This is a genomic window from Sphingobacterium corticis (assembly GCF_042684745.1).
In the GTDB taxonomy this organism is placed as follows: Bacteria; Bacteroidota; Bacteroidia; order Sphingobacteriales; family Sphingobacteriaceae; genus Sphingobacterium; species Sphingobacterium corticis.
In genome coordinates, this window is the sequence record NZ_JBHUMA010000004.1 from 344,149 (window position 1) to 367,187 (window position 23,039).

17 protein-coding genes are annotated in these 23,039 nt (G+C 41.7%); 3 read left to right on the top strand and 14 right to left on the bottom strand.

The window, feature by feature from the left end:
• Positions 1 to 14 precede the first annotated feature (14 nt).
• From rpoC to ACFSQ3_RS02750, 8 genes are all read right to left on the bottom strand, one after another.
• Complete coding sequence (rpoC, locus tag ACFSQ3_RS02715; protein WP_380867265.1) at positions 15 to 4,292, bottom strand: DNA-directed RNA polymerase subunit beta'; 4,278 nt, start codon at positions 4,290 to 4,292, stop codon at positions 15 to 17.
• A gap of 32 nt (positions 4,293 to 4,324) precedes the next feature.
• Complete coding sequence (rpoB, locus tag ACFSQ3_RS02720) at positions 4,325 to 8,134, bottom strand: DNA-directed RNA polymerase subunit beta (RefSeq protein ID WP_380867267.1); 3,810 nt, start codon at positions 8,132 to 8,134, stop codon at positions 4,325 to 4,327.
• A gap of 167 nt (positions 8,135 to 8,301) precedes the next feature.
• The gene (gene rplL / locus ACFSQ3_RS02725; protein ID WP_380867269.1) at positions 8,302 to 8,676 is read right to left on the bottom strand and encodes a 50S ribosomal protein L7/L12; all 375 of its coding nucleotides are present in this window, start codon (positions 8,674 to 8,676) and stop codon (positions 8,302 to 8,304) included.
• Positions 8,677 to 8,751: 75 nt separating this feature from the next.
• Complete coding sequence (gene rplJ / locus ACFSQ3_RS02730; protein ID WP_380867270.1) at positions 8,752 to 9,273, bottom strand: 50S ribosomal protein L10; 522 nt, start codon at positions 9,271 to 9,273, stop codon at positions 8,752 to 8,754.
• 2 nt (positions 9,274 to 9,275) lie between these two features.
• Positions 9,276 to 9,974, bottom strand: a complete 699-nt coding sequence (gene rplA / locus ACFSQ3_RS02735) for a 50S ribosomal protein L1 (RefSeq protein WP_380867272.1) — start codon at positions 9,972 to 9,974, stop codon at positions 9,276 to 9,278.
• A 22-nt stretch (positions 9,975 to 9,996) separates the two neighbouring features.
• On the bottom strand, positions 9,997 to 10,440 hold the full coding sequence (gene rplK / locus ACFSQ3_RS02740) for a 50S ribosomal protein L11 (RefSeq protein WP_380867273.1): 444 nt from the start codon (positions 10,438 to 10,440) through the stop codon (positions 9,997 to 9,999).
• Positions 10,441 to 10,614: 174 nt separating this feature from the next.
• The gene (locus ACFSQ3_RS02745; protein ID WP_380867275.1) at positions 10,615 to 12,075 is read right to left on the bottom strand and encodes a hypothetical protein; all 1,461 of its coding nucleotides are present in this window, start codon (positions 12,073 to 12,075) and stop codon (positions 10,615 to 10,617) included.
• A gap of 95 nt (positions 12,076 to 12,170) precedes the next feature.
• A complete protein-coding gene (locus ACFSQ3_RS02750) occupies positions 12,171 to 14,072 on the bottom strand; it encodes an alpha-L-fucosidase (protein ID WP_380867277.1) in 1,902 nt (633 codons plus the stop codon).
• 161 nt (positions 14,073 to 14,233) lie between these two features.
• Here ACFSQ3_RS02750 and hemL point away from each other — a divergent pair, with 161 nt between their 5' ends.
• Positions 14,234 to 15,547, top strand: a complete 1,314-nt coding sequence (gene hemL / locus ACFSQ3_RS02755) for a glutamate-1-semialdehyde 2,1-aminomutase (RefSeq protein WP_380867279.1) — start codon at positions 14,234 to 14,236, stop codon at positions 15,545 to 15,547.
• Between the two features lie 260 nt (positions 15,548 to 15,807).
• Here hemL and argC read toward each other — a convergent pair whose 3' ends face one another.
• From argC to ACFSQ3_RS02770, 3 genes are read right to left on the bottom strand one after another with little or no spacing between them, the layout of a single operon-like run.
• Positions 15,808 to 16,827, bottom strand: coding sequence for an N-acetyl-gamma-glutamyl-phosphate reductase (gene argC, locus ACFSQ3_RS02760; RefSeq protein ID WP_380867280.1), 1,020 nt, complete (start codon positions 16,825 to 16,827; stop codon positions 15,808 to 15,810).
• A 48-nt stretch (positions 16,828 to 16,875) separates the two neighbouring features.
• Positions 16,876 to 18,066, bottom strand: coding sequence for an argininosuccinate synthase (argG, locus tag ACFSQ3_RS02765; RefSeq protein ID WP_380867282.1), 1,191 nt, complete (start codon positions 18,064 to 18,066; stop codon positions 16,876 to 16,878).
• A 20-nt stretch (positions 18,067 to 18,086) separates the two neighbouring features.
• Positions 18,087 to 18,803: a GNAT family N-acetyltransferase gene (locus tag ACFSQ3_RS02770; protein WP_380867284.1), complete on the bottom strand. Its 717-nt coding sequence runs from the start codon at positions 18,801 to 18,803 to the stop codon at positions 18,087 to 18,089.
• A 4-nt stretch (positions 18,804 to 18,807) separates the two neighbouring features.
• On the opposite strand from ACFSQ3_RS02770, the gene ACFSQ3_RS02775 reads away from it, so the two are divergent.
• Positions 18,808 to 19,002, top strand: coding sequence for a hypothetical protein (locus ACFSQ3_RS02775; RefSeq protein ID WP_380867285.1), 195 nt, complete (start codon positions 18,808 to 18,810; stop codon positions 19,000 to 19,002).
• A gap of 297 nt (positions 19,003 to 19,299) precedes the next feature.
• Positions 19,300 to 19,566 (top strand): hypothetical protein, encoded by a 267-nt coding sequence (locus ACFSQ3_RS02780; RefSeq protein ID WP_380867287.1) that lies wholly within the window; start codon positions 19,300 to 19,302, stop codon positions 19,564 to 19,566.
• A gap of 106 nt (positions 19,567 to 19,672) precedes the next feature.
• Here ACFSQ3_RS02780 and pruA read toward each other — a convergent pair whose 3' ends face one another.
• The 3 genes from pruA to msrA form a co-directional block, all read right to left on the bottom strand.
• A complete protein-coding gene (pruA, locus tag ACFSQ3_RS02785; RefSeq protein WP_380867289.1) occupies positions 19,673 to 21,307 on the bottom strand; it encodes an L-glutamate gamma-semialdehyde dehydrogenase in 1,635 nt (544 codons plus the stop codon).
• A gap of 202 nt (positions 21,308 to 21,509) precedes the next feature.
• Positions 21,510 to 22,376: an AraC family transcriptional regulator gene (locus ACFSQ3_RS02790; RefSeq protein ID WP_380867290.1), complete on the bottom strand. Its 867-nt coding sequence runs from the start codon at positions 22,374 to 22,376 to the stop codon at positions 21,510 to 21,512.
• An 8-nt stretch (positions 22,377 to 22,384) separates the two neighbouring features.
• Positions 22,385 to 23,032, bottom strand: a complete 648-nt coding sequence (gene msrA, locus ACFSQ3_RS02795; RefSeq protein WP_380867291.1) for a peptide-methionine (S)-S-oxide reductase MsrA — start codon at positions 23,030 to 23,032, stop codon at positions 22,385 to 22,387.
• Positions 23,033 to 23,039: the final 7 nt, after the last annotated feature.

Consider the following 23,039-nt stretch of genomic DNA (forward strand, 5'->3'; position numbering starts at 1 on the left):
ACTAAAGAAGAAGATTAATCTTCTTCTTTAGATGCTAATAGCTGATCGTATTCTTCGCGAGAGCCAACGATGATGTTGCTGTATTGGCGCAATCCTGTACCTGAAGGAATCAAGTGACCAACGATTACGTTTTCTTTCAATCCTAACAAATCATCGCGTTTACCTGCGATTGCGGCCTCGTTCAACACCTTAGTAGTTTCCTGGAAGGAAGCTGCTGAGATAAACGATTTCGTACCTAACGATGCACGTGTGATACCTTGTAACAATGGACTAGAAGTTGCTGGGATAGCGTCGCGCACTTCCACCAATTTCAAATCTTGACGTTTCAAGCTTGAGTTCTCCTCACGCAAGTTACGCATAGTTACAATCTGACCCGGACGAAGGGTTTTAGAATCTCCCGCTTCAACTACAACTTTCTTGTCGTATAATGAATCGTTTTCTTCCATGAAATCCCATTTGCTCACTGCTTCTTTTTCTAAGAAACGTGTATCTCCCGGATCTTCGATGTTCACTTTCTGCATCATTTGGTGTACAATCGTCTCGAAATGCTTATCGTTGATTTTTACACCTTGCAGACGGTAAACCTCTTGGATACCATTCACAATGTATTCTTGTACAGCAGATGGACCTTTGATAGATAAGATATCTCCAGGAGAAATCTGACCATCAGAAAGTGGCATACCTGCTTTGATGAAGTCATTATCCTGTACCAAAATGTGTTTCGAAAGTGGTACTAAATATTTCTTCACTTGGCCATCACGTGATTCGATAGAAACCTCACGGTTACCACGTTTCACACCACCTAATGTTACTACACCGTCGATTTCTGTTACAACAGCTGGGTTAGATGGGTTACGCGCTTCGAAAAGTTCCGTTACACGAGGAAGACCACCCGTAATATCTCGGGTTTTTCCTGTAGAACGAGGAATCTTCACCAAGATCGCACCGTCTTTTACCTTCTGTCCGTTAGATACCGAAACGTGAGCTCCAACAGGAATGTTGTATGAACGAATTACCTCACCTTTTACATCAAGAATCTTGATAGTCGGGTTTTTCGTTTTATCACGTGTTTCGATAATTACTTTCTCTTTGTGACCAGTTTGCTCATCTGATTCTTCACGGAAGGTTACACCTTCGATGATTGCATCAAATTCTACTTTACCGGCAAATTCAGAGATAATTACCGCGTTATATGGATCCCAGTCAACCAATTTCTGGCCTTTTTCAACTGTTGCTCCTTCTTTTACGAATAGGTTCGATCCGTAAGGGATAACTTGTTGGTAAAGTACACGACGATCGGCGCCCAAGATTTTAATCTCACCGGAACGACCCAATACTACGTCAAATTTACCATCATCACCTTCTTTTTCTACAGTACGTAAGTTTTCAAACTCAACAACACCATCGTACTTCGCGATTACAGAAGATTCTGCCGCAATGTTCGATGCCGTACCACCCACGTGGAATGTACGAAGTGTCAACTGTGTACCCGGCTCACCGATAGATTGTGCAGCGATTACACCAACTGCTTCACCCATCTGAACACGTTTACCAGACGCCAAGTTACGACCGTAACAGCTAGCACAAACTCCGCGTTTAGCTTCACAAGTCAATACAGAGCGTATTTCAACACCTTCGATACCAGCTGCTTCGATTTCCTCCGCAATTTCTTCGGTAATATCTGCATTTGCAGCAACGATTACTTCATTCGTTTCCGGATGAACAACATCATTCAATGGTGTACGTCCTAAGATACGATCAAATAATGGCTCAACTACATCGTCGTTATCTTTCAACGCAGTTGTGTAAATACCGCGCAATGTTCCACAATCTTGATCAATAACGATCATATCTTGTGCTACATCATGCAAACGACGTGTCAAATAACCTGCATCGGCCGTTTTCAAAGCCGTATCCGCAAGACCTTTACGCGCACCGTGGGTAGAGATAAAGTACTCGAGTACAGAAAGACCTTCTTTAAAGTTGGACAAGATCGGGTTTTCAATGATTTCCCCTCCGGAAGTACCTGACTTCTGCGGTTTCGCCATCAAACCACGCATACCACACAACTGACGAATTTGCTCTTTCGAACCACGCGCTCCAGAATCCAACATCATGTAAACAGAGTTGAAACCTTGGTTATCGTTGGATAAGATATCCATTACGTGCGCCGTCAAACGGTTGTTGATACGTGTCCAAATATCGATGATCTGATTGTAACGCTCGTTGTTTGTAATGAAACCCATATTATAGTTGTTCATTACTTCTTCCACTTCATTCGTTGCTTGGTCGATCAAATCTGTTTTAGCCGCAGGAATGTTCAAATCCTGCAAGTTAAACGAAAGACCACCTTTGAATGCCGTTTGGAAACCAAGCTCTTTCATATCATCCAAGAACTTCGCTGCACGCGCCATACCAGTGTTCTTTACGATCTCGCCAATAACGTTACGTAGCGATTTCTTAGTCAACAATTCGTTGATGTAACCTACTTCTTCCGGCACGATCTGATTAAAGATCACGCGACCTACTGTAGTTTCAATAATTTGTTGCTCGAATCTAGCATCTTTAGTTTTCACTTGCGTTTTCACGCGGATGAATGAGTGCAAATCTAATTGCTGCTCGTTCAACGCAATGATTACCTCTTCTGGAGAATAGAACGTTGTTCCTTCACCTTTCATGCGCCGAGTTTCGTCCGTTTTACGGCCTTTAGTAATGTAATAAAGACCCAATACCATATCCTGAGAAGGTACCGTAACCGGAGAACCATTCGCTGGGTTTAAGATATTGTGCGCAGCTAACATCAAGATTTGGGCTTCCAAAATTGCTGCATTACCTAACGGTAAGTGGACAGCCATCTGGTCACCATCGAAATCGGCGTTGAACGCGGTACACACTAATGGGTGTAACTGGATCGCTTTACCCTCTACCAACGTTGGTTGGAACGCTTGGATACCTAAACGGTGAAGCGTAGGTGCACGGTTTAATAACACCGGGTGGCCTTTCAATACGTTCTCTAGGATATCCCAAACGACAGGATCTTTACGATCCACAATTTTCTTAGCAGACTTAACGGTTTTTACAATACCGCGCTCAATCATCTTACGAATAATGAACGGCTTGTAAAGCTCCGCGGCCATATCTTTAGGTAAACCACATTCGTGTAGTTTCAAGTGAGGTCCTACGACGATTACCGAACGTGCCGAATAATCCACACGTTTACCTAATAAGTTTTGACGGAAACGACCTTGCTTACCTTTCAAGATATCAGAAAGGGATTTCAACGCACGGTTACCTTCCGTTTTAACCGCATTCACTTTACGTGAGTTGTCAAACAAGGAATCCACCGCTTCCTGAAGCATACGCTTCTCGTTACGCAAGATTACTTCCGGTGCTTTGATTTCGATCAAACGTTTCAAACGATTGTTACGGATGATTACACGACGGTATAAATCGTTCAAATCGGAAGTTGCAAAACGACCACCATCCAAAGGCACCAAAGGACGCAATTCAGGTGGAATAATTGGAACGATTTTCACGATCATCCACTCTGGACGGTTCTCAATGCGTGTATTCGCGCCGCGGAAAGCTTCAACTACGTGAAGGCGTTTCAACGCTTCGTTTTTACGTTGTTGAGAGGTTTCGTTCGCTGCTTGGTGACGTAAGTTGTACGACAATTGATCTAGATCAAGACGTTTCAACAATTCCTCCAAAGCATCAGCACCCATCTTAGCAATGAATTTCTGTGGATCGTTATCATCTAAGTATTGGTTTTCTTTTGGAAGCGTATCTAGAATATCTAGGTATTCTTCTTCTGTCAAGAAATCCATGTAGGATAGGCCGTCATCTTCTTTGATACCCGCTTGAATAACTACATAGCGCTCGTAGTAGATGATCATATCCAACTTCTTAGTTGGAAGACCTAATAAGTAACCGATTTTGTTTGGTAAAGAACGGAAGTACCAAATGTGTGCAACGGGAACCACCAAATTGATGTGTCCCATGCGCTCACGACGTACTTTTTTCTCCGTTACTTCAACACCACAACGGTCACAAACGATACCTTTATAACGGATACGTTTGTACTTACCACAGTGACATTCGTAATCCTTTACCGGACCGAAGATACGCTCACAAAACAAACCATCACGTTCCGGTTTGTATGTACGGTAATTGATTGTCTCCGGTTTAGTGACTTCACCACTAGAACGCTCTAGGATCGTCTCAGGAGACGAAAGACTGATCGTAATCGAGGTGAAGTTACTTTTGATTTTATTATCTTTTTTATAAGACATACGTTGTATAACTTAAAAGCTGTATGTAATGATTAATCTAATGTGATATCCAAACCTAAACCTCGTAGCTCGTGAACCAATACGTTGAATGATTCCGGCACCGATGGAGTTGGTAAGTTATTACCTTTAACAATGGCTTCATAGGTTTTTGCACGACCTACAACGTCATCGGATTTCACAGTAAGGATCTCTTGAAGAATGTTAGATGCACCGAATGCCTCCAATGCCCAAACCTCCATCTCACCAAAACGCTGACCACCGAATTGAGCTTTACCACCCAATGGTTGTTGTGTAATCAATGAGTATGGTCCGATTGAACGTGCGTGCATTTTGTCATCCACCATGTGTCCTAATTTCAACATGTAGATTACACCTACCGTAGTTGGTTGGTCAAAGCGCTCTCCTGTCAAACCGTTGTACAAGTAAGTACGTCCGGATTTAGGAAGACCTGCTTTCTCTACCCATTCTTCTACTTGGCCCATTTCAGCACCATCGAAGATTGGCGTTGCGAACTTCATGCCCAATTTTTGACCAGCCCATCCAAGAACTGTTTCATAAATCTGACCCAAGTTCATACGAGAAGGTACACCCAGTGGATTCAACACGATATCTACAGGAGTTCCGTCTTCTAAGAATGGCATATCCTCATCGCGAACGATACGAGCAACGATACCTTTGTTACCGTGACGACCCGCCATTTTATCACCCACTTTCAACTTACGTTTCTTCGCTACGTAAACTTTTGCCATTTGTACGATACCGGATGGCAATTCATCCCCTACCGATACAGCAAACTTATCACGTTTGAAAGCACCTAATTCTTCGTTGAATTTGATACCGTAGTTGTGCAATGCAATTTTGATTGCATCATTTTTATCATCATCCGTAGTCCATCCTGCAGGATTCACGTTAGCGTAATCCAAATCAGTTAAGATCTTCTGTGTGAATTTAGCACCTTTCGCTACCAATAATTCTTTATACACGTTGTAGATACCTTGGCTTGTTTTACCATTCACGATCGTGAACAATTTTTCAACCAAACGATCTTTCAATACGCGAATATTTCTGTCGTGCGTAGTTTCTAGCTTTTCAAGTGCTTTTCTTTCTACCTCTTTAGACATCTTCTTCGCACGGGAGAATAACTTCGTGTCGATAACAACACCTTTAATAGAAGGAGGAGTTTTCAAAGAAGCATCTTTTACGTCACCCGCTTTGTCACCAAAGATGGCACGTAATAATTTTTCTTCTGGAGAAGGATCCGACTCACCTTTAGGCGTGATTTTACCGATTAAGATATCGCCATCTACAACCTCAGCACCAACACGGATGATACCGTTTTCGTCCAAGTCTTTAGTCGCCTCTTCCGATACGTTCGGGATATCTGCAGTTAACTCTTCTTCACCACGTTTCGTATCGCGAACCTCTAATTCAAATTCTTCAATATGAAGAGAAGTAAAGATATCTTGAGATACGACGCGTTCAGAAATTACGATCGCATCCTCAAAGTTGTATCCTTGCCAAGGCATGAATGCTACCTTCAAGTTACGACCCAATGCTAACTCGCCATCTTCCGTTGCGTAACCTTCACATAATACCTGTCCTTTTACAACTTTCTCGCCTTTCGTAACGATTGGCTTCAAGTTGATACATGTATTTTGATTGGTTTTCTTAAACTTAATTAAGCGATATGTTTTAACGTCGTCGTCAAAAGAAACTAAGCGATCAGCATCCGTACGTTCGTAACGAATTTGAATCTCTTGTGCATCTACATATTCTACGACTCCATTTCCTTCTGCATTGATCAACGTACGAGAGTCGGAAGCCACGCGGCCTTCCAATCCTGTACCAACGATCGGCGCTTGCGGACGCAATAACGGCACCGCTTGACGCTGCATGTTGGATCCCATCAACGCGCGGTTGGCATCATCATGCTCTAAGAAAGGAATCAAAGAAGCTGCAATCGAAGTAATTTGGTTAGGAGCAACGTCCATATAATCCAATTTCTCCGGCTCGATAATCGGGAAGTCACCTTCGTATCTAGCTTTTACTTTTGCATCTTCGAAATTACCTTTATCGTCATAAATCGCATTTGCTTGCGCGATTGTTTTACCATCTTCATCTTCAGCAGAAAGGTAAACCACTGGGTGATCGACAACGACTTTACCATCTTCTACTTTACGGTAAGGCGTTTCGATGAAACCTAAGTTATTGATTTTCGCGTGTACCGAAAGAGAAGAAATCAAACCGATGTTTGGTCCCTCTGGTGTTTCGATTGTACACAAACGACCATAGTGTGTGTAGTGAACGTCACGAACCTCGAAACCTGCGCGCTCACGAGAAAGACCACCTGGACCTAACGCGGATAGACGACGTTTGTGCGTGATCTCTGCCAATGGATTGGTTTGGTCCATAAACTGAGATAACTGGTTCGTTCCAAAGAATGAATTGATAACGGATGATAAAGTACGTGCGTTAATCAAATCAGTTGGTGTAAACACCTCGTTGTCGCGGATGTTCATACGCTCACGAATAGTACGTGCCATACGAGCCAAACCAACACCGAATTGTGCATACAATTGCTCACCTACCGTACGAACACGACGATTCGACAAGTGATCGATATCATCCACTTCCGCTTTCGAGTTGATCAAGTTGATCAAGTACTTCACAATAGCAATGATGTCCTCACGTGTCAAAACTTTCGTTTCAGACGGAGTAGCCAATTTTAATTTACGGTTGATACGGTAACGACCAACATCACCTAGATCGTAACGTTTGTCTGAGAAGAACAAACGATCAATGATACCGCGTGCGGTTTCCTCATCAGGTGGTTCCGCGTTACGCAACTGACGATAGATATGCTCTACGGCTTCCTTCTCGGAGTTGGACGTATCTTTTTGTAATGTATTATAAATGATAGAATAATCCGCATTGTTGGCATCATCATCTTTTGCAAGAATGATTGATTTCACGCCAGCGTCGATAATCAACTCAATGTGATCTTCTTCTAAGACTGTTTCACGTTCAAGGATGATTTCATTACGATCGATAGATACCACTTCACCTGTATCCTCGTCGACGAAATCTTCAATCCATTTTTTCAAAACCCTAGCCGCCAAACGACGACCTACGAATTTTTTAAGACCCGATTTGCTAACTTTTACTTCATCTGCTAAATCGAACAACTCTAAGATATCTTTATCTGAGTCGAATCCGATCGCACGTAATAAAGTTGTAACCGGGAACTTTTTCTTACGATCGATGTAAGCATACATAACGTTGTTTACGTCGGTAGCGAACTCGATCCAAGATCCTTTAAAAGGAATTACCCTAGCAGAATAAAGTTTTGTACCATTGGTATGTCTACTCTGACCGAAGAATACGCCTGGTGAGCGGTGCAATTGGGATACAATAACGCGTTCCGCACCATTAATTACGAAAGTACCTTTAGGTGTCATGTATGGGATAGTACCTAAGTACACATCCTGAACAATCGTCTCGAAATCTTCGTGCTCTTCATCATTACAAGATAACTTCAATTTTGCTTTTAGAGGAACGCTATACGTCAAGCCACGCTCGATACACTCTTGAATATCGTAACGAGGAGGATCTATGAAATAGTCCAAAAACTCTAGCACAAAAATGTTTCTTGAATCAGAAATAGGGAAATTTTCGGCGAAAACCTGATAAAGCCCTTCCTGATGGCGATCGTCAGAAGTAGTTTCCAGCTGAAAAAACTCCCTGAAAGATTCTAATTGCACGTCCAAGAAATCAGGATATTCGATAACCTTCTTACTTGTAGCAAAATTCACTCTTTCTTTTTGAATATTGTTGTTTGCCAAGGGAATAAGATTTTAGTTTTTATAAACTGCGCTAACATTGTTGTTGAGAACCTGAAACCGATGTGTCAACAACACCACATCGAGGGGGTAAATAGTATAAACAGGGAAAGACTCTGATGAAAAATTCATCAGAGTCTATGCCTTAAAGGTGCTTTACGCAGGAGAGATTACTTAACCTCAACTACCGCTCCAGCTTCTTCTAGTTGTTTTTTCAAAGCTTCAGCTTCGTCTTTAGAAACACCAGTTTTCAATTCCTTAGGTGCACCGTCAACTAAATCTTTTGCTTCTTTCAAACCAAGACCAGCTAAATCTTTAACCAATTTAACTACTGCTAATTTTTGACCACCAGCTTCTTTCAAGATAACGTCGAATGAAGTTTTCTCTTCAGCAGCAGCAGCACCACCTTCAGCAGGCGCAGCAACAGCAACTGCAGCAGCAGCTGGTTCGATACCGTACTCGTCTTTTAAGATATCAGCTAGTTCTTTAACTTCTTTTACCGTCAAGTTTACTAACTGCTCAGCAAGTTGTTTTAAATCTGCCATTTTATTTTGAATTTTTGAATTTACTAAATGAATATTGTTAATTAAAATTTTAACGAACGATTATTAGAGGGTTCGTTAGCCTCTGTCTTCTAAAGCTTTTAACAATCCAGATACCGTGTTTCCGCCTGATTGAAGAGCAGAAATAACGTTTTTCGCTGGAGATTGAAGTAGAGCAATAACGTCTGCGACAAGTTCTTCTTTCGATTTTAGGTTGACCAAAGTATCTAATTGAGCGTCACCAATGAAAGCTGTTTCTTGGATGTAAGCTGCTTTTAACAACGGCTTTTCTCCACCTTCTTTACGCAATTGTTTGATCAATTTAGCAGGACCGTTTCCAGTCTCAGAGAACATCATAGTAGATGCACCTTTTAATACGCTAAAAATCTCTTCCGAATCTACACCTGCTTCTAGTAACGCTTTCTTGATCAAGGTATTTTTCACCACTTGAACTTCGATACCGCTTTCGAAACATTTGCGACGGATTTTGCCCACTTTATCTACAGATAAATCAGCTGTGTCAGCAATGTAAAAATTGCCATAGGATTTAATCTGCTCTGCCAAAGCTTGAACAATTTCTTGTTTTTCTTCTTTTCTCATGATTAAATACCCGCTACTGATTTAGTTTCGATATGAATACCAGGACTCATAGTCGATGAAATGTGAATACTTTTGAAGTATGTTCCTTTCGCTGCAGATGGTTTAAGGCGAGAAAGTGTTTGCAACACTTCTAACGCGTTATCATAAATTTTGTCTGCATCGAATGACACTTTTCCAACTGAAGTGTGGATGATACCGGTTTTGTCGACTTTGAAGTCAATTTTACCGCCTTTTACATCAGTTACTGCTTTACCTACTTCTGTAGTTACAGTACCTGTTTTAGGGTTAGGCATCAAGTTTCTTGGACCTAAAATACGACCCAATTTACCAACTTTCGCCATTACACTAGGCATAGTAATAATGATATCAACGTCAGTCCAACCACCTTCGATTTTGCTGATGTAGTCGTCAAGACCTACGTAATCTGCACCCGCCGCTTTAGCTTCTTCTTCCTTATCAGGAGTACACAATACTAAAACACGAACGGTTTTACCAGTTCCGTGAGGTAATGTTGCAATACCACGAACCATTTGATTCGCTTTACGAGGATCTACGCCCAAACGAACGTCGATATCCACAGAAGCATCAAACTTAGTCGTCGTAATTTCTTTTACTAAAGCCGCAGCTTCTTTCAAAGTGTACGCTTTACCAGCTTCAATTTTGGATAGTGCCGCTTTTTGATTTTTTGTTAATCTAGCCACTTTCTTAAACTGATTTCGTTAATTAATTGTTCCAAGGAGCGTCACCTGTTACAGTGATACCCATACTGCGCGCCGTTCCTGCCACCATTCTCATAGCTGACTCTACAGTAAACGCATTCAAATCTGGCATTTTATCTTCTGCGATCGTTTTTACCTGATCCCAAGTAACTGAAGCTACTTTTTTACGGTTAGGCTCACCCGATCCACTCTTGATTTTGGTAGCGTCTTTCAACTGTACCGCAACCGGTGGAGTTTTGATGATAAAATCAAAAGATTTGTCCGTGTAAACTGTAATGACAACTGGAAGAACTTGCCCAGGTTTGTCTTGCGTACGAGCATTGAACTGCTTACAGAAATCCATGATATTTACCCCTTTAGCACCTAATGCAGGTCCTACCGGAGGTGATGGATTAGCCGCACCGCCCTTTACTTGTAATTTTACTAACGCACCGACTTCTTTTGCCATTTCGTTATAAATTTAATATTTGTAAATGTTTGTTAGTAAGTTGGAAGCAAATAACGTAACATTCATTTCGCTGACCACAAAGCATAGCCTTGCAACCAAACGAGGTGCAAAGATATACAATATACCGACGCAAACAAAAATTATCTTAAAAATATTTCTGGATAAATACCTGATTTAGAACTCTCCCTCTATCGAATCATCCCAATCTTCATTAATCGTGATATCGAAAGCAGTATTGAAAGGAATATGACCTAGAAGCTCTCCGCGAAATAAAACTTGCGTATTATTCTTCGTAGATGCAGAAACTTTAAAATCCTTGAGCACTTTGCCGTCTTTATCGTAAGCAATTACGTGGTAGGACAAATCAACTGCTTTTTCCAAATTTCCTAAAAACTGATTGAAATAGAACGTTTTGGTTTGAGCAAAATTGGGTTTAACAATAATTTCTGTTTGATCGAGAATTGGATTTGACCCCTCCTTATTAAATGGTGCGTAGGAAAAAGGTTCATGAATTCTCGCAACGACGATGCGATCAACAGCTGATAAATCGCGCCCATCCGTAAATTGAAAACCAATTTTACTATAATAGCGATTGAGCACAACGGCTTGTCGCACATCCTCCTTCACAAATAGCTCCTCTTCATAACCGTAAATCTGCGCAATATGATTATCAAATCGATTACCATAATAAAAGCTTGATGCAGAAGATATATTCGCCGGAATCAGCATGCCTTCTGTGGCACTGTGTCGGATAAATGATAATCGATATGTTCCATGCGGGAGACTCAACGACGCCTTGGATGAGGCACCCGTATAATCGCTGATTAAACTCCCTGCTAAATCACCGGTACGCTGATCGAAGGCATAAATATGTAGTTGATCACCTTGTTGAGGCACGCGTTCCTTCTCTTTACCTCTAATAAATATGTTGTCCAAACGAAGTGCACCTGTATTTTCATTATAGTTGCTACCTTCTGCTCGCTCTCCAGCACTTGGCAACAGAAAAATGAAGAGCTTATCGAACTGCGAAACATCTTCATTATTCCATTCGAAACGAAAACTATTCCTCGCGTGAGATTGGTTCACGTTTGCGAATTGATTGCTTTTTTGCATATCCTTTCGTTCCCCATCATCAAAGCTGTAATAAAGATCGAATGCTTTTGGACCAGTATTCGATGAACTGATATCAAAGCCAAGATTCGACAAAGATTGCACCGATTTTAATGGAATTTCCAAAATTAGTTCCTTCACGCCAGACATGGTTAACGATCGACCTGCAGGAAAATCTTCAAACGGCCACCCAACCCCAAACGACTTCGGATCTTGACCATCGTTAAAGCTAATTTTGGCACCTGACTCTACCGCTATATCTGGATCGAGTACTCCATTATTGAATGACCAAAAATATAGGTATTGCAGCTCGGCAGCATCAACATTTCCTTGGGAAGAATCGGTATTTGTATCGCCGGTTCTATTTATTCCTGCGGAAATTTGCTGAATGTCGAATTGAACTTGATAAAAATCATCTTCAGAATCATCGCTTTTGATAGATGGGTCTTTGTGGCAACCGATGTTGATGAATAAGGCTGCAGTAGCAAAGAAGAAAATAATTGGAAAAAGGTTTATAGTTTTCATACCGTATGGGATTAAGTATGAAACAAAAATGTAAATAATATTTCTTTAAAAGAAATATTATTTACATGGAATTTTATATCATAGGGAGCACCGTGCTATTTAAGAAATCCAAACTCACTTACAGCGAATCCGTCCCCGATACTTTCCAATACCTCGAAACGGATGTATCTATATTGTACGTTTTTGCTGAATCGAATTACTTGTTCTATTGGGTTAGCGCGTATGTTCGAAAATTCACCGTCTTTAATCGTTTCCCATTTCTGGTTGTCCTGACTGCCAGCAAAACGGTAACGTGTAACAATACCTTCCTTCTTACCATCCTGTCTAGGCAAATAGAAGAATCCGCCAACTGTCTGATTCCCCAAATCGAAGACTACTTCGCGATCAGCAGATTGCACGAAGGTTTTATTATCGCCATCTACTGCATTAGAGAATTTATTGGAGGAAATAACTTTTACATTTTTTGAAGGCAGACGCACAACTTCCGCATTAGAATGATCTACGTCATATTTAACGAACGCTTCGTTATATAAACCAAAATCGCTCAAGGTCGGTGCTACGGGAGCAAACAGTTGCACACGAACCTTTTTAGCTTTTACCGGATCAGATAACTTTATAATTCTTGTCGCCCCGATGCTTGTAGCCGACGCAATTCTAGTCCAATCATCTCCATCTGCTTTGGATATCACTACGCTATCTAGTCGTTGCCCCAACTTAATGTTCTCTCGCAATCGAATCAAGTCGAACGTTTGTTCGTTGCTAAACTCAAACTCTAAAATTGGATCTAACACATCATCGTCCGACGCATAGTAAGAGTAACGATCATCATCTAATGTTTTTTCGACCGAATAACTTTCATGGTCGCCCCGTTTATTAGACGCTGAAACCTTCGCTCCTTTCGCTAAATTCTCCGCAAATGTTTTCTCTATTTTCTCTCCAAAACCTTTTAGCGAAGCCACATCATTCGCGTGCAATTGACCGTTTGGCATTGGCGCTAAACCTAAATTCATATTCGCTCCGCGTCCAACTGACTTCAAATAGATTTCGAATAGCTCGTCCGGACTTTTCACTTGCGCATCTTGTTCCGGATGATAAAACCAACCTGCACGCTGTGGCACATCACATTCCGCAGGAATCCAAGAATCTCCGCCACGCGTTCCTGTTGTTAAATTGCTATCATCCAAATATCCGGGCATTGGATCCTTCCCTTCGATTCCTTTTAAGGTAATCGTTGCCCAGCTTGTTTCCGCGGCATGTCCGTGTTCATTTCCAACCCAACGCATATCTAAACCAACATCCGAAAAAATCATCGCCATCGGTTGATTCTTTCGCACAATGGGCCAGGTTTTATCTTTCCAACTGTAATAGGTTGCACGATCAATCAAACGCTTTTCATTGCGACCACCGTAATAACCATCACCCCCATTTGCACCATCGTGCCAAGAAGCGAATAAATCTCCGTATCCGGTCATCAACTCCGTCAATTGCGCCCGATACGCTTCGGGGTAAGCCTCCGAACCATAACGTTCATCGTTGCGATCCCAAGCGGAAAGATACACACCGAAAGACAAGTCTGCGTTTTTGGAAGCTTCCATAAATTCTTTCACCATATCTCCTTTTCCATCCTTCCATGGCGACTTCGCTACGCTGTAATCAGTTGTCGCTGTTGGCCAAAGACAAAATCCATCGTGGTGCTTGGCTACGCTAATCAAACCTTTGAAACCCGCTGATGCAGCTGCTTCTGCAATCTGATTCGCATCGAAATCCGAAGGATTAAAAATGGCTGGATCGGCATCGCCAAACCCCCATTCTTTATTCTGGTACGTCGTTGGTGTAAAATGGATCAAGCAATAGGTTTCCATCTCGTGCCAGCGAAGCTGACGTTCGGAAGGCAAGGCTCCGTAAGGTTGCGGCTCGGGCGGCGCACTAGTTTGACACGCTGTAAGCGTTCCTGCCAATAACCAGATTGTTAATGTAAGTTTATTCCTGAAGATCATGGGTAGTTGTGTTTGGGTGTTCAATATACGACTTTTAGGAAAGAAATGACTGAACAACGCGACAACTGAACTAGAATTGATCGTAACATTAATATTGACTTTTGCATGAGCAATTTTCGGCTTGAAATGGATAAATTCGCAGTTCAATAGATAAAATACAGATGGCGAACGAAGTAAAGGATATCTCTAGAGAAAAATCGGGTCAATTATTTGAGGAAGCGAAAGGCTATTTTCCGGGTGGCGTAAATTCCCCCGTGCGTGCTTTTAAATCCGTTTACGGCACACCGCTGTTCATTGAGCGCGGCGATAAGGCACATTTATGGGATGCAGACGGCAATGAATTTATTGATTATTGTTGCTCTTGGGGACCACTCATCTTAGGACATAACAATTGCGAGATACGCGAAGCGGTTGCTGCACAATTAGATAAAGGACTGAGCTTTGGTGCGCCAACAGCCTTGGAGAATAAATTAGCGAATCTGATTATCAGTAACAATCGCTACCTAGAAAAAATTCGTTTCGTTAGTTCTGGAACCGAAGCGGTTATGTCGGCGATTCGTCTTGCAAGAGGTTATACCGGACGTGATAAAATCGTTAAGTTCGAAGGTTGTTACCATGGGCACTCCGACTCCTTATTAGTAAAGGCAGGCTCTGGATTGGTAACATTTGGTGAAACCTCATCAGCGGGCGTTCCCAAAGCATTTGCGGAGCAAACGATTGTAATCGCATTAAACGACTACGACGCCGTAAAACAAGTTTTCGCTGATTTCAAAGATGAGATTGCTGCTGTAATTATTGAGGGCGTTCCAGCAAATAATGGATTGCTGATTCAAGAAAAAGCATACGTCGATTTCTTGCGTGAGATTACGAAGGAAAATGGTTCATTATTGATATTCGACGAGGTAATTACGGGTTTTCGTTTAGGATTTGAAGGTGCGGCGCGTTATTACGAGGTGCAACCAGATATTATAACCTACGGAAAGATCATTGGCGGCGGTATGCCTGTCGGTTGCTACGGCGCATCCAACGAGTTGATGAGCCACATTTCACCGGATGGAGGTGTTTACCAAGCCGGAACATTATCTGGAAATCCGGTAGCGATGGCAGCGGGAATCGCTGCTTTGAGCATTTTGGCACGCAAAGGTTTTTACGAAAAACTGGAGCAAACGACACAACAATTTGTGCAACAAATCAAGGATTATATCGCCGAGAAAAATTACCAAGTTCAGCTTTTCACGATTGGATCAATATTTTGGTTCGCATTCACGGATAAAACGAGCATCCGCCGCGCGGATGAAATCGTGCACGAATCCATGGAACATTATAAAATCATGCATCGAGAATTGTTAAATCGTGGTATTTATTTCGGCCCATCCGGTTATGAGGTTGGCTTCATTTCCGCAGCACACACGCAAGAGGATCTGAACAGTACAATCGAAGCAATCAAGGTTTCCTTAGATATTGTTTTTGCTTGATATAGCGTAAAGTTGTGACGGTATAAAGATGTGAATTTGTAAAGATATAAAAGTATAAGATTGCTTCGTCGTTCCTCCTCGCAACGACGTGGATTATTAAGTTATCATTTACTAGGATGAAGTTATACTACAACTTTACAAATAAGCACCTTTACGGCTTTGCGTTATCGCTTTGAATCGGTTCGTAACCTTGCGATGAAGCATAAAAAAATGGCAGTGAATTGTTGTTCACTGCCATTTTATAGAATATTGTTGTTAACCTAAAATCCGGCCGGCTTCAAGTTTAAACCAACTCTTTCATCCAACCCGAATAGCAAGTTCATATTTTGCACCGCTTGTCCTGATGCCCCTTTTAATAAGTTATCCGTCGCGTTTAAAATAAGCAATTTATTACCGTGTTTCTCCAAGTGCATAATGCTTTTATTGGTATTCACCACTTGCTTCAAATCGATGTTCTGTTCGCTAACAAAGGTGAATGGATGTGAAGCATAGTAATCTTGATAAATCTGATACGCTTCTTCTTCGCTTACCGCAGCATCGACATAAATGGCTGAGAAAATTCCTCTGGCGAAATCGCCACGTTGCGGAACGAAATTAATTCGCTGTTGCGCGCGAGCTAATAAGGTATCTTCACCGCTTGGCAAATACCCCGCTTGCAACTGATCCAGCGATTCTGAGATCTCTTGCAAATGTTGGTGCTCAAACGATTTGTAAGCCGAAAGATTGTTGTTTCGCCAAGAAAAATGCGTCGTCGCTCCAGGCTTTTGTCCAGCTCCTGTGGATCCGGTAGTTGCATTTACATGAATTTGATTTGGCAACACACCCGCTTTCGCCAAAGGCAACAATGCCAATTGGATATTTGTCGCAAAACAACCCGGATTAGCGACGTATTGCGCCGCTTTGATCGCTTCTCTGTTTAGTTCCGGTAAACCATAAACGAAACTTCCTGCTGCAAAAACCTGATTATCGCGCAAGCGATAATCTTGCGACAAATCAATAATTTTTACGCTGGCATCTACGCTGTTGCCATCTAAAAACTTGCGCGCATCCCCATGACCTAAGCAAAGAAAAAGTACGTCGATATTCGAATGGAAATCAGAAGAAAATGTCAATTCCGTATCACCTAAAAGATCGTTATGCACCGCATAAACTTTCTTTCCTGCATTCGAAGCGCTATTCGCAAAAACGATTTCCACTTCCGGATGATAGATTAAAACACGCAATAATTCTCCGCCAGTATACCCGGCCGATCCCACAATACCCACTTTTATTTTTCCCATTTAGCTTTGCTTTTTGAGGTTTTATGTTGACTTATATGCTGATAATTATTAAGATAATTTTCCGTTTACCTTGTACCAAATACCGACCTGATTTCCGAAGATCTTGGAGAATCCTTTTACATCATCGCCTGTGTATCCTTCATTCATCTCACCGTAGCTTCCGAATTCGTTGTTCATCAAATCGTGATCAGATTCAATACCAATAATTACGAAACGATGTGGATGCAATTCAACGATCACACGTCCGGTAACTGCTGCTTGCGAACTGCTTAGGAACGCTTCTATATCGCGCATGACCGGATCGTGCATTTGTCCTTCGTGCATATAATTGCCGTAAAACGCGGCGATCTGATCTTTCCAAGACAATTGCCATTTGGTTAACGTATGTTTCTCCAAAGTATGATGCGCTTTCACCAAGATAATTGGTCCAGCAGCTTCGAAACCTACACGACCTTTGATACCGATAATGGTATCGCCCACGTGAATATCACGGCCAATGCCATACGGTTGTGCCAATTCTTGCAACTGCTGAATTACTTTTACCGCACCAATTTTTTCACCGTTCAACGCAACAGGTTCACCTTTCTCAAAATCAATCGTGATTTGTTGCGGCTCATGATTGCTGATTGGCGTAGGCCAAGCAGATTCAGGCAGATATTGATTGGAAGTTAATGTTTCCGCGCCGCCTACCGACGTTCCCCACAAACCTTTGTTAATAGAATATTTGGCTTTCTCCGCGGAATATGGAAAACCATGTTCCGTTAAATATTTGATTTCCGCTTCGCGGGATAACTTTAGATCGCGGATTGGCGTGATGATTTCGATTCCCGGAATTAACGTTTGGAAAATCATATCAAAACGTACTTGGTCGTTACCCGCTCCAGTCGATCCATGCGCAACGCAAGAAGCACCAATTTTTTTGGCGTAATTTGCAATTGCCGTAGCTTGGCAAACGCGCTCCGCAGAAACAGAAAGCGGATAAGTAGCATTTTTCAATACGTTACCGAAGATTAAATACTTAATCGTATCGCTATAATAATCGGCTGTTTCGTCGATGGTTGTGTGGGATTTCACACCTAATTCGTACGCTCTCGCTTCTACAGTTTTCAATTCTTCCTCAGAAAAACCACCTGTGTTTACGATTACTGAATGTACTTCCAATCCTAAATCTTTTGATAGATATATACAGCAGAATGAGGTATCTAAACCGCCACTAAATGCTAAAACTACTTTCTTCATTTTTTTATCTTGGTATTATATTAAAAGCCCTTTACCGTTCTTGTACCGGTAGGAATAATCAATGTAACAAATTTTTTAGTGGATTTCCACAAACGTGCTTCAATACGTTTCAACAGGGACTGCTTTTTGGCAATACGATTTAGCCTTTCCTTAGCCTCTGCTTTACGCTGAATTTTTTCTTTCAGTTCCTTTTCTTTTTCGACCGGATCCCAAAGCATTGCGGTGCACATACAATTCTTCCGATCTTTCGACGTCAGGATATCAAAGTTGATGCAGGATTGACAACCTTTCCAGAATTCTTCATCTTGCGTAAGCTCGCCATACGTTACGGGTTCGTAACCGAGATCGGAATTGATTTTCATGACCGCCAAACCAGTTGTCAAACCAAATATTTTCGCCTTCGGATAGCGCTCGCGCGACAGCTCAAAAATCTCCTTCTTGATGGCTTTTGCCAAGCCTTCTTTTCGAAAAACCGGATTCACGATAAGTCCCGAATTGGCGACATAATCACCATGACTCCATGTTTCGATGTAGCAAAATCCTGCCCATCGTCCATCCTTGTGAAGTGCGATAACGGACTTTCCTTCTTCTATTTTTTTGGCAATATATTCGGGTTTACGACGGGCGATGCCCGTTCCACGCGCTTTGGCGGATTCAAACATTTCATCGCAGATCTCCTGTGCATAGTGCACATGAGAGGCATTTGCGGGAATGATCAAAAAATGGGAAAGTATCATACTGATGACTTCGACCTTAATTACATTTCGCCTTGAGCGAAACACAAACAATAAATTTAACGATTGCAATAGCGGCGCGCTCCGAGCGATTTATGCGGCCACCCTTCCGGAAATTTCCTGCCCCTTTATCAAGCTCGAGGCAGTATTGGTCGTCGAAATCGCAGAATCGGACAACAAAGAGCATAACCTTGGCGCATAACATACGCAGAGAGCCTATAATTTGCTCTAGCTACAGCAGCCTGATTTTGGTTATGACAATGCATCTTCGCTTCTTCTTAAAATTCTGACAGACAAAAGTATAAAATATTTCCGTGTCGACAATGCGATTGTATTATTTTTACAAATACTATAAAAGTTTAACAAAAATACGACCAAGCCGTTTGATTCCGAAAGCATAAATAATTGATTCATAAAAAAATGATCTAAAATTTATACGGAGAATCGTTCGGACAATATCTCTTAAAACCCTACTTTTGCAGAGCAAAATCAACATCATATGATTACTCCAAGTATCGTTTTCTACATCTTCTTCGCAATTCCCTACATAGCGATCATGTATTGGCTGGTCAAACAGGACAAGAAAAAACATGCTTGGGGAGTTACGGTAATCACGGCAATTGCTATTGCCGGATTTTTTGTATCGCAACGCGCGAGCAGAATCGCCGTACAAAACTACAAACAACACCAAATTGATGCGCGTGAACTAGAACGCGAAGCAGATAGCATTTTAAACACTTTGAATCGCGATACCACGAAGAAATAAATGCTTCGTCAAAATTGTCAGTAAACGACAAAGCATATACAACAAAAGGAGCTTTCTTTCGAGAGCTCCTTTTTTATGCGATCAATGATCGGGATTTTTGTTGTTGTTAATCTTCTCCCAAAAATGGGTAGCGGTAATTCGTATCCGGATTAAAAGTTTCTTTGATCGTACGTGGAGAAACCCAACGCAATAAGTTGATCATCGAACCTGCTTTATCATTCGTACCTGATCCGCGCGCACCACCAAATGGTTGCTGACCAACTACTGCACCGGTACATTTATCGTTGATGTAGAAGTTACCTGCTGAATGACGTAAAGCGTGCGTAGCTTCTTCAATCGCGTAGCGATCTTGAGAAATAATAGCTCCAGTCAATGCATAAATAGAGGTAGTATCTACTGTTTTCAACGTTTCCGCCCATTTCTCATCTTCGTAAACAAAGATCGTCAATACCGGACCGAATAACTCTTCCTGCATCGTTTCGTAATCTGCATTTTTTGCAACAATCACGGTAGGACGAATGAAGTAACCAGTTGATTTATCATAATCGCCACCGAATACGATTTCTGCATCCGCAGATTCTTTAGCGCGATCGATATATTTGGTGATTTTATCGAAAGATTTCTCGTCAATTACGGCGTTGATGAAGTTGGTGAAATCTTCGGTTCCACCCATTTTGAACGTTTTCAAATCTTTCTCCATCAAATCTTTCACTTCTGGCCACAACGACTTCGGAATATAAGCACGAGATGCTGCCGAACATTTCTGACCTTGGAATTCAAATGCACCACGCACTAAAGCAGTACTTACCACTTTCGCGTCAGCAGAAGCATGCGCTAAGATGAAATCTTTACCACCCGTTTCTCCAACAATACGTGGATACGTTTTGTAAACATGAATGTTCTCTCCGATTGTTTTCCAAATATCTTGGAAAACGCCTGTCGATCCTGTGAAGTGAATACCTGCAAAATCCGGATGTTTGAAGATTACATCACCTGCATCTGGACCGGAAACGTATACCAAATTGATTACGCCATCAGGAACGCCAGCTTCCTTGAAAATTTCCATCAACACGTTTGCCGAATAGATTTGTGTGTTGGAAGGTTTCCAAACAACCACATTACCCATCATTGCACACGAAGTCGGCAAATTACCAGCAATCGCCGTGAAATTAAACGGAGTTAAAGCGAAAACAAATCCTTCTAATGGACGTTGCTCTACACGATTCCAAACACCTTTCGGAGAAACCGGAGGTTGTTGCAAATAAATTTCCGTCATGTATTTTACATTGAAACGCAAGAAATCAGCGATTTCACATGCTGAATCGATTTCCGCTTGGAAAGCATTTTTCGACTGACCCAACATCGTTGCTGCGTTCAATTTGTAACGGTATTTTGTAGAAATAAGTTCTGCTGCTTTTAGGAAAATCGCCGCGCGGTGTTCCCATGGCAAATTCTCCCAAGCATCTTTTGCGGCCAACGCCGCGTCAATCGCTGCAGTTACATGTTCTTTTGTTCCTTGGTGATAATATCCCAACACATGCTTATGATCGTGCGGAGGAGTCAACGTACCTTTGTTTCCAGTACGCACTTCTTCTGAACCGATATACATCGGAATATCTACTTCTTGCGCTCTTGCAGTTGCAATTGCTTCTTGAAGCAATTTTCTTTCTTTAGTTCCAGGTGCATACGAGAAGATTGGCTCATTCGTAGGCTCTGGAACATTAAAAAATCCTTTCAGCATAATTTCTCTTTTTTCTTATGGTAAAAATAAGGCAAAGCCTTCAAAGATTATAAACGGCTTTTGTCCTAATTTAAACATATTTTGTCATTCGTGTTTTTTTTAGCACAGCACAATAAATCACAAAAATAACTAATAACCAATCGAATATAGTTTTAATGGGTTTTAATACGTGATAATTAAACGACAAATTGCGTATATAAACTTACACAGCGTAGTTATTTACATATTGCCTTGGCGAAGATCCGGTGATCTGTTTAAAAACGCGATTGAAGTGCACCGCATTCTTAAAACCGACCTGAAAGGCCGTTTCGGAAATAGATTCCGTCCGCCGATTTACCAAAAGTTGACATGCTTTTTCAATACGCACTTCATTCAAAAATCCGACATACGTTTTCGTCGTATGCTTTTTGAAAAACTTACAGAACGCACTGGTCGTCATGTGCACCAAATCAGCAACATCGTCCAAATTGATTTCTTCATGCAAATGATCAAATGTGTATTTATACACCGCACTGATCCGCACACCATCTTTATCACTGTAGCTGGTCTTTCGCGCTCCAGAATAAAGTGATTCCTCATGTTGCCGATTTAAGGCAAGCGCATGCAACATGCCGATAAAATCTAAAAATCTTGGAATTCCAGTTTTCGTGGAGAGCGCTTCAAAGAATGGCATCAATGCTGTTCCAAATTCCGACGGAATCTTCTTGCTAGCATTCAAATTACTCAAATAATCAGCCACCTGATCAAACTCCGGCATGGCAAATAATCGCTGTATTCGTTCGGAATGCACAAATACATGCACTAAATGCACCTCATCATCGGGCAATCGCGGCTCCTCGTATTTATTAAATAGATGCGGTTCATCCGGTCGTAAAATAAACAGATCGCCTTCTTGGAAGGATTGAGCCACGTTGCCAACTGCAATCGTGCCCTTTCCTTTCAGCACACAGGTTACTTGCAGTTCGGTATGCCGATGGTAATAGCCATACAGATAGCCGGCCTTATTTTCCAAGATGGCAAAAAGCCCTTCCCCATAAACAGGAACGGTAAACTGAATTGGCTCAATCATCGCCAAATTTAGCGCTTTAGTTTTTCGGCAAAAACCTTTTTGAACTTCTCCATCTTCGGCTGCACTACAAATTGGCAATAGCGATCGTTGGGATTCTTGTTGTAATAATCCTGATGATAATCTTCGGCCGGATAAAAAACATTCGCTTTTTCGATCGTTGTTACGATTTTCTTGTCGTACACCTTTTCTGCGTTCAATTTTTTAATGTAGTATTCTGCCTTTTCTTTTTGTTCAGTATTTAACGGAAAAAGCGCGGATCGATATTGCGTTCCTACATCATTTCCCTGACGGTTTAGTTGCGTGGGATCATGCAATTGAAAAAAAGCTTGTAGCAATTCATCGTAAGAAATTACCGAAGGATCGTAGGTGATTTTCACAGCTTCCGCATAACCGGTTTGCCCGGTGGTAACCTGCGAATACGTCGGATTTTTGCCCTGACCGCCAATGTATCCGGAAATGACTGTATCCACGCCATCCAGCAGATTTAGGGAAGATTCAATACACCAAAAACACCCCGCCGCCATAATGGCTTCTTGCTTGTCGCCATTCTCGGACAGCGAATCCAGCATAACCGGTTTAGACGTATTTGAACTCGCTTGACAAGAAGTCAAAAAAGCCAAACCGCAAACCAATAAAAGTAAAGTTCTTTGTAACATAGTATAT

Bases quoted from the DNA above. Each gene is read 5' to 3' on its own strand.
- hemL (WP_380867279.1), top strand. From the start codon at position 14,234: ATGGCGAACGAAGTAAAGGATATCTCTAGAGAAAAATCGGGTCAATTA.
- ACFSQ3_RS02770 (WP_380867284.1), bottom strand. From the start codon at position 18,803: ATGATACTTTCCCATTTTTTGATCATTCCCGCAAATGCCTCTCATGTG.
- pruA (WP_380867289.1), bottom strand. From the start codon at position 21,307: ATGCTGAAAGGATTTTTTAATGTTCCAGAGCCTACGAATGAGCCAATC.
- rplJ (WP_380867270.1), bottom strand. From the start codon at position 9,273: ATGAGAAAAGAAGAAAAACAAGAAATTGTTCAAGCTTTGGCAGAGCAG.
- ACFSQ3_RS02750 (WP_380867277.1), bottom strand. From the start codon at position 14,072: ATGATCTTCAGGAATAAACTTACATTAACAATCTGGTTATTGGCAGGA.
- rplL (WP_380867269.1), bottom strand. From the start codon at position 8,676: ATGGCAGATTTAAAACAACTTGCTGAGCAGTTAGTAAACTTGACGGTA.
- argG (WP_380867282.1), bottom strand. From the start codon at position 18,066: ATGAAGAAAGTAGTTTTAGCATTTAGTGGCGGTTTAGATACCTCATTC.
- ACFSQ3_RS02780 (WP_380867287.1), top strand. From the start codon at position 19,300: ATGATTACTCCAAGTATCGTTTTCTACATCTTCTTCGCAATTCCCTAC.
- msrA (WP_380867291.1), bottom strand. From the start codon at position 23,032: ATGTTACAAAGAACTTTACTTTTATTGGTTTGCGGTTTGGCTTTTTTG.
- ACFSQ3_RS02745 (WP_380867275.1), bottom strand. From the start codon at position 12,075: ATGAAAACTATAAACCTTTTTCCAATTATTTTCTTCTTTGCTACTGCA.
- ACFSQ3_RS02775 (WP_380867285.1), top strand. From the start codon at position 18,808: ATGACTTCGACCTTAATTACATTTCGCCTTGAGCGAAACACAAACAAT.
- ACFSQ3_RS02790 (WP_380867290.1), bottom strand. From the start codon at position 22,376: ATGATTGAGCCAATTCAGTTTACCGTTCCTGTTTATGGGGAAGGGCTT.
- argC (WP_380867280.1), bottom strand. From the start codon at position 16,827: ATGGGAAAAATAAAAGTGGGTATTGTGGGATCGGCCGGGTATACTGGC.
- rplK (WP_380867273.1), bottom strand. From the start codon at position 10,440: ATGGCAAAAGAAGTCGGTGCGTTAGTAAAATTACAAGTAAAGGGCGGT.
- rpoC (WP_380867265.1), bottom strand. From the start codon at position 4,292: ATGTCTTATAAAAAAGATAATAAAATCAAAAGTAACTTCACCTCGATT.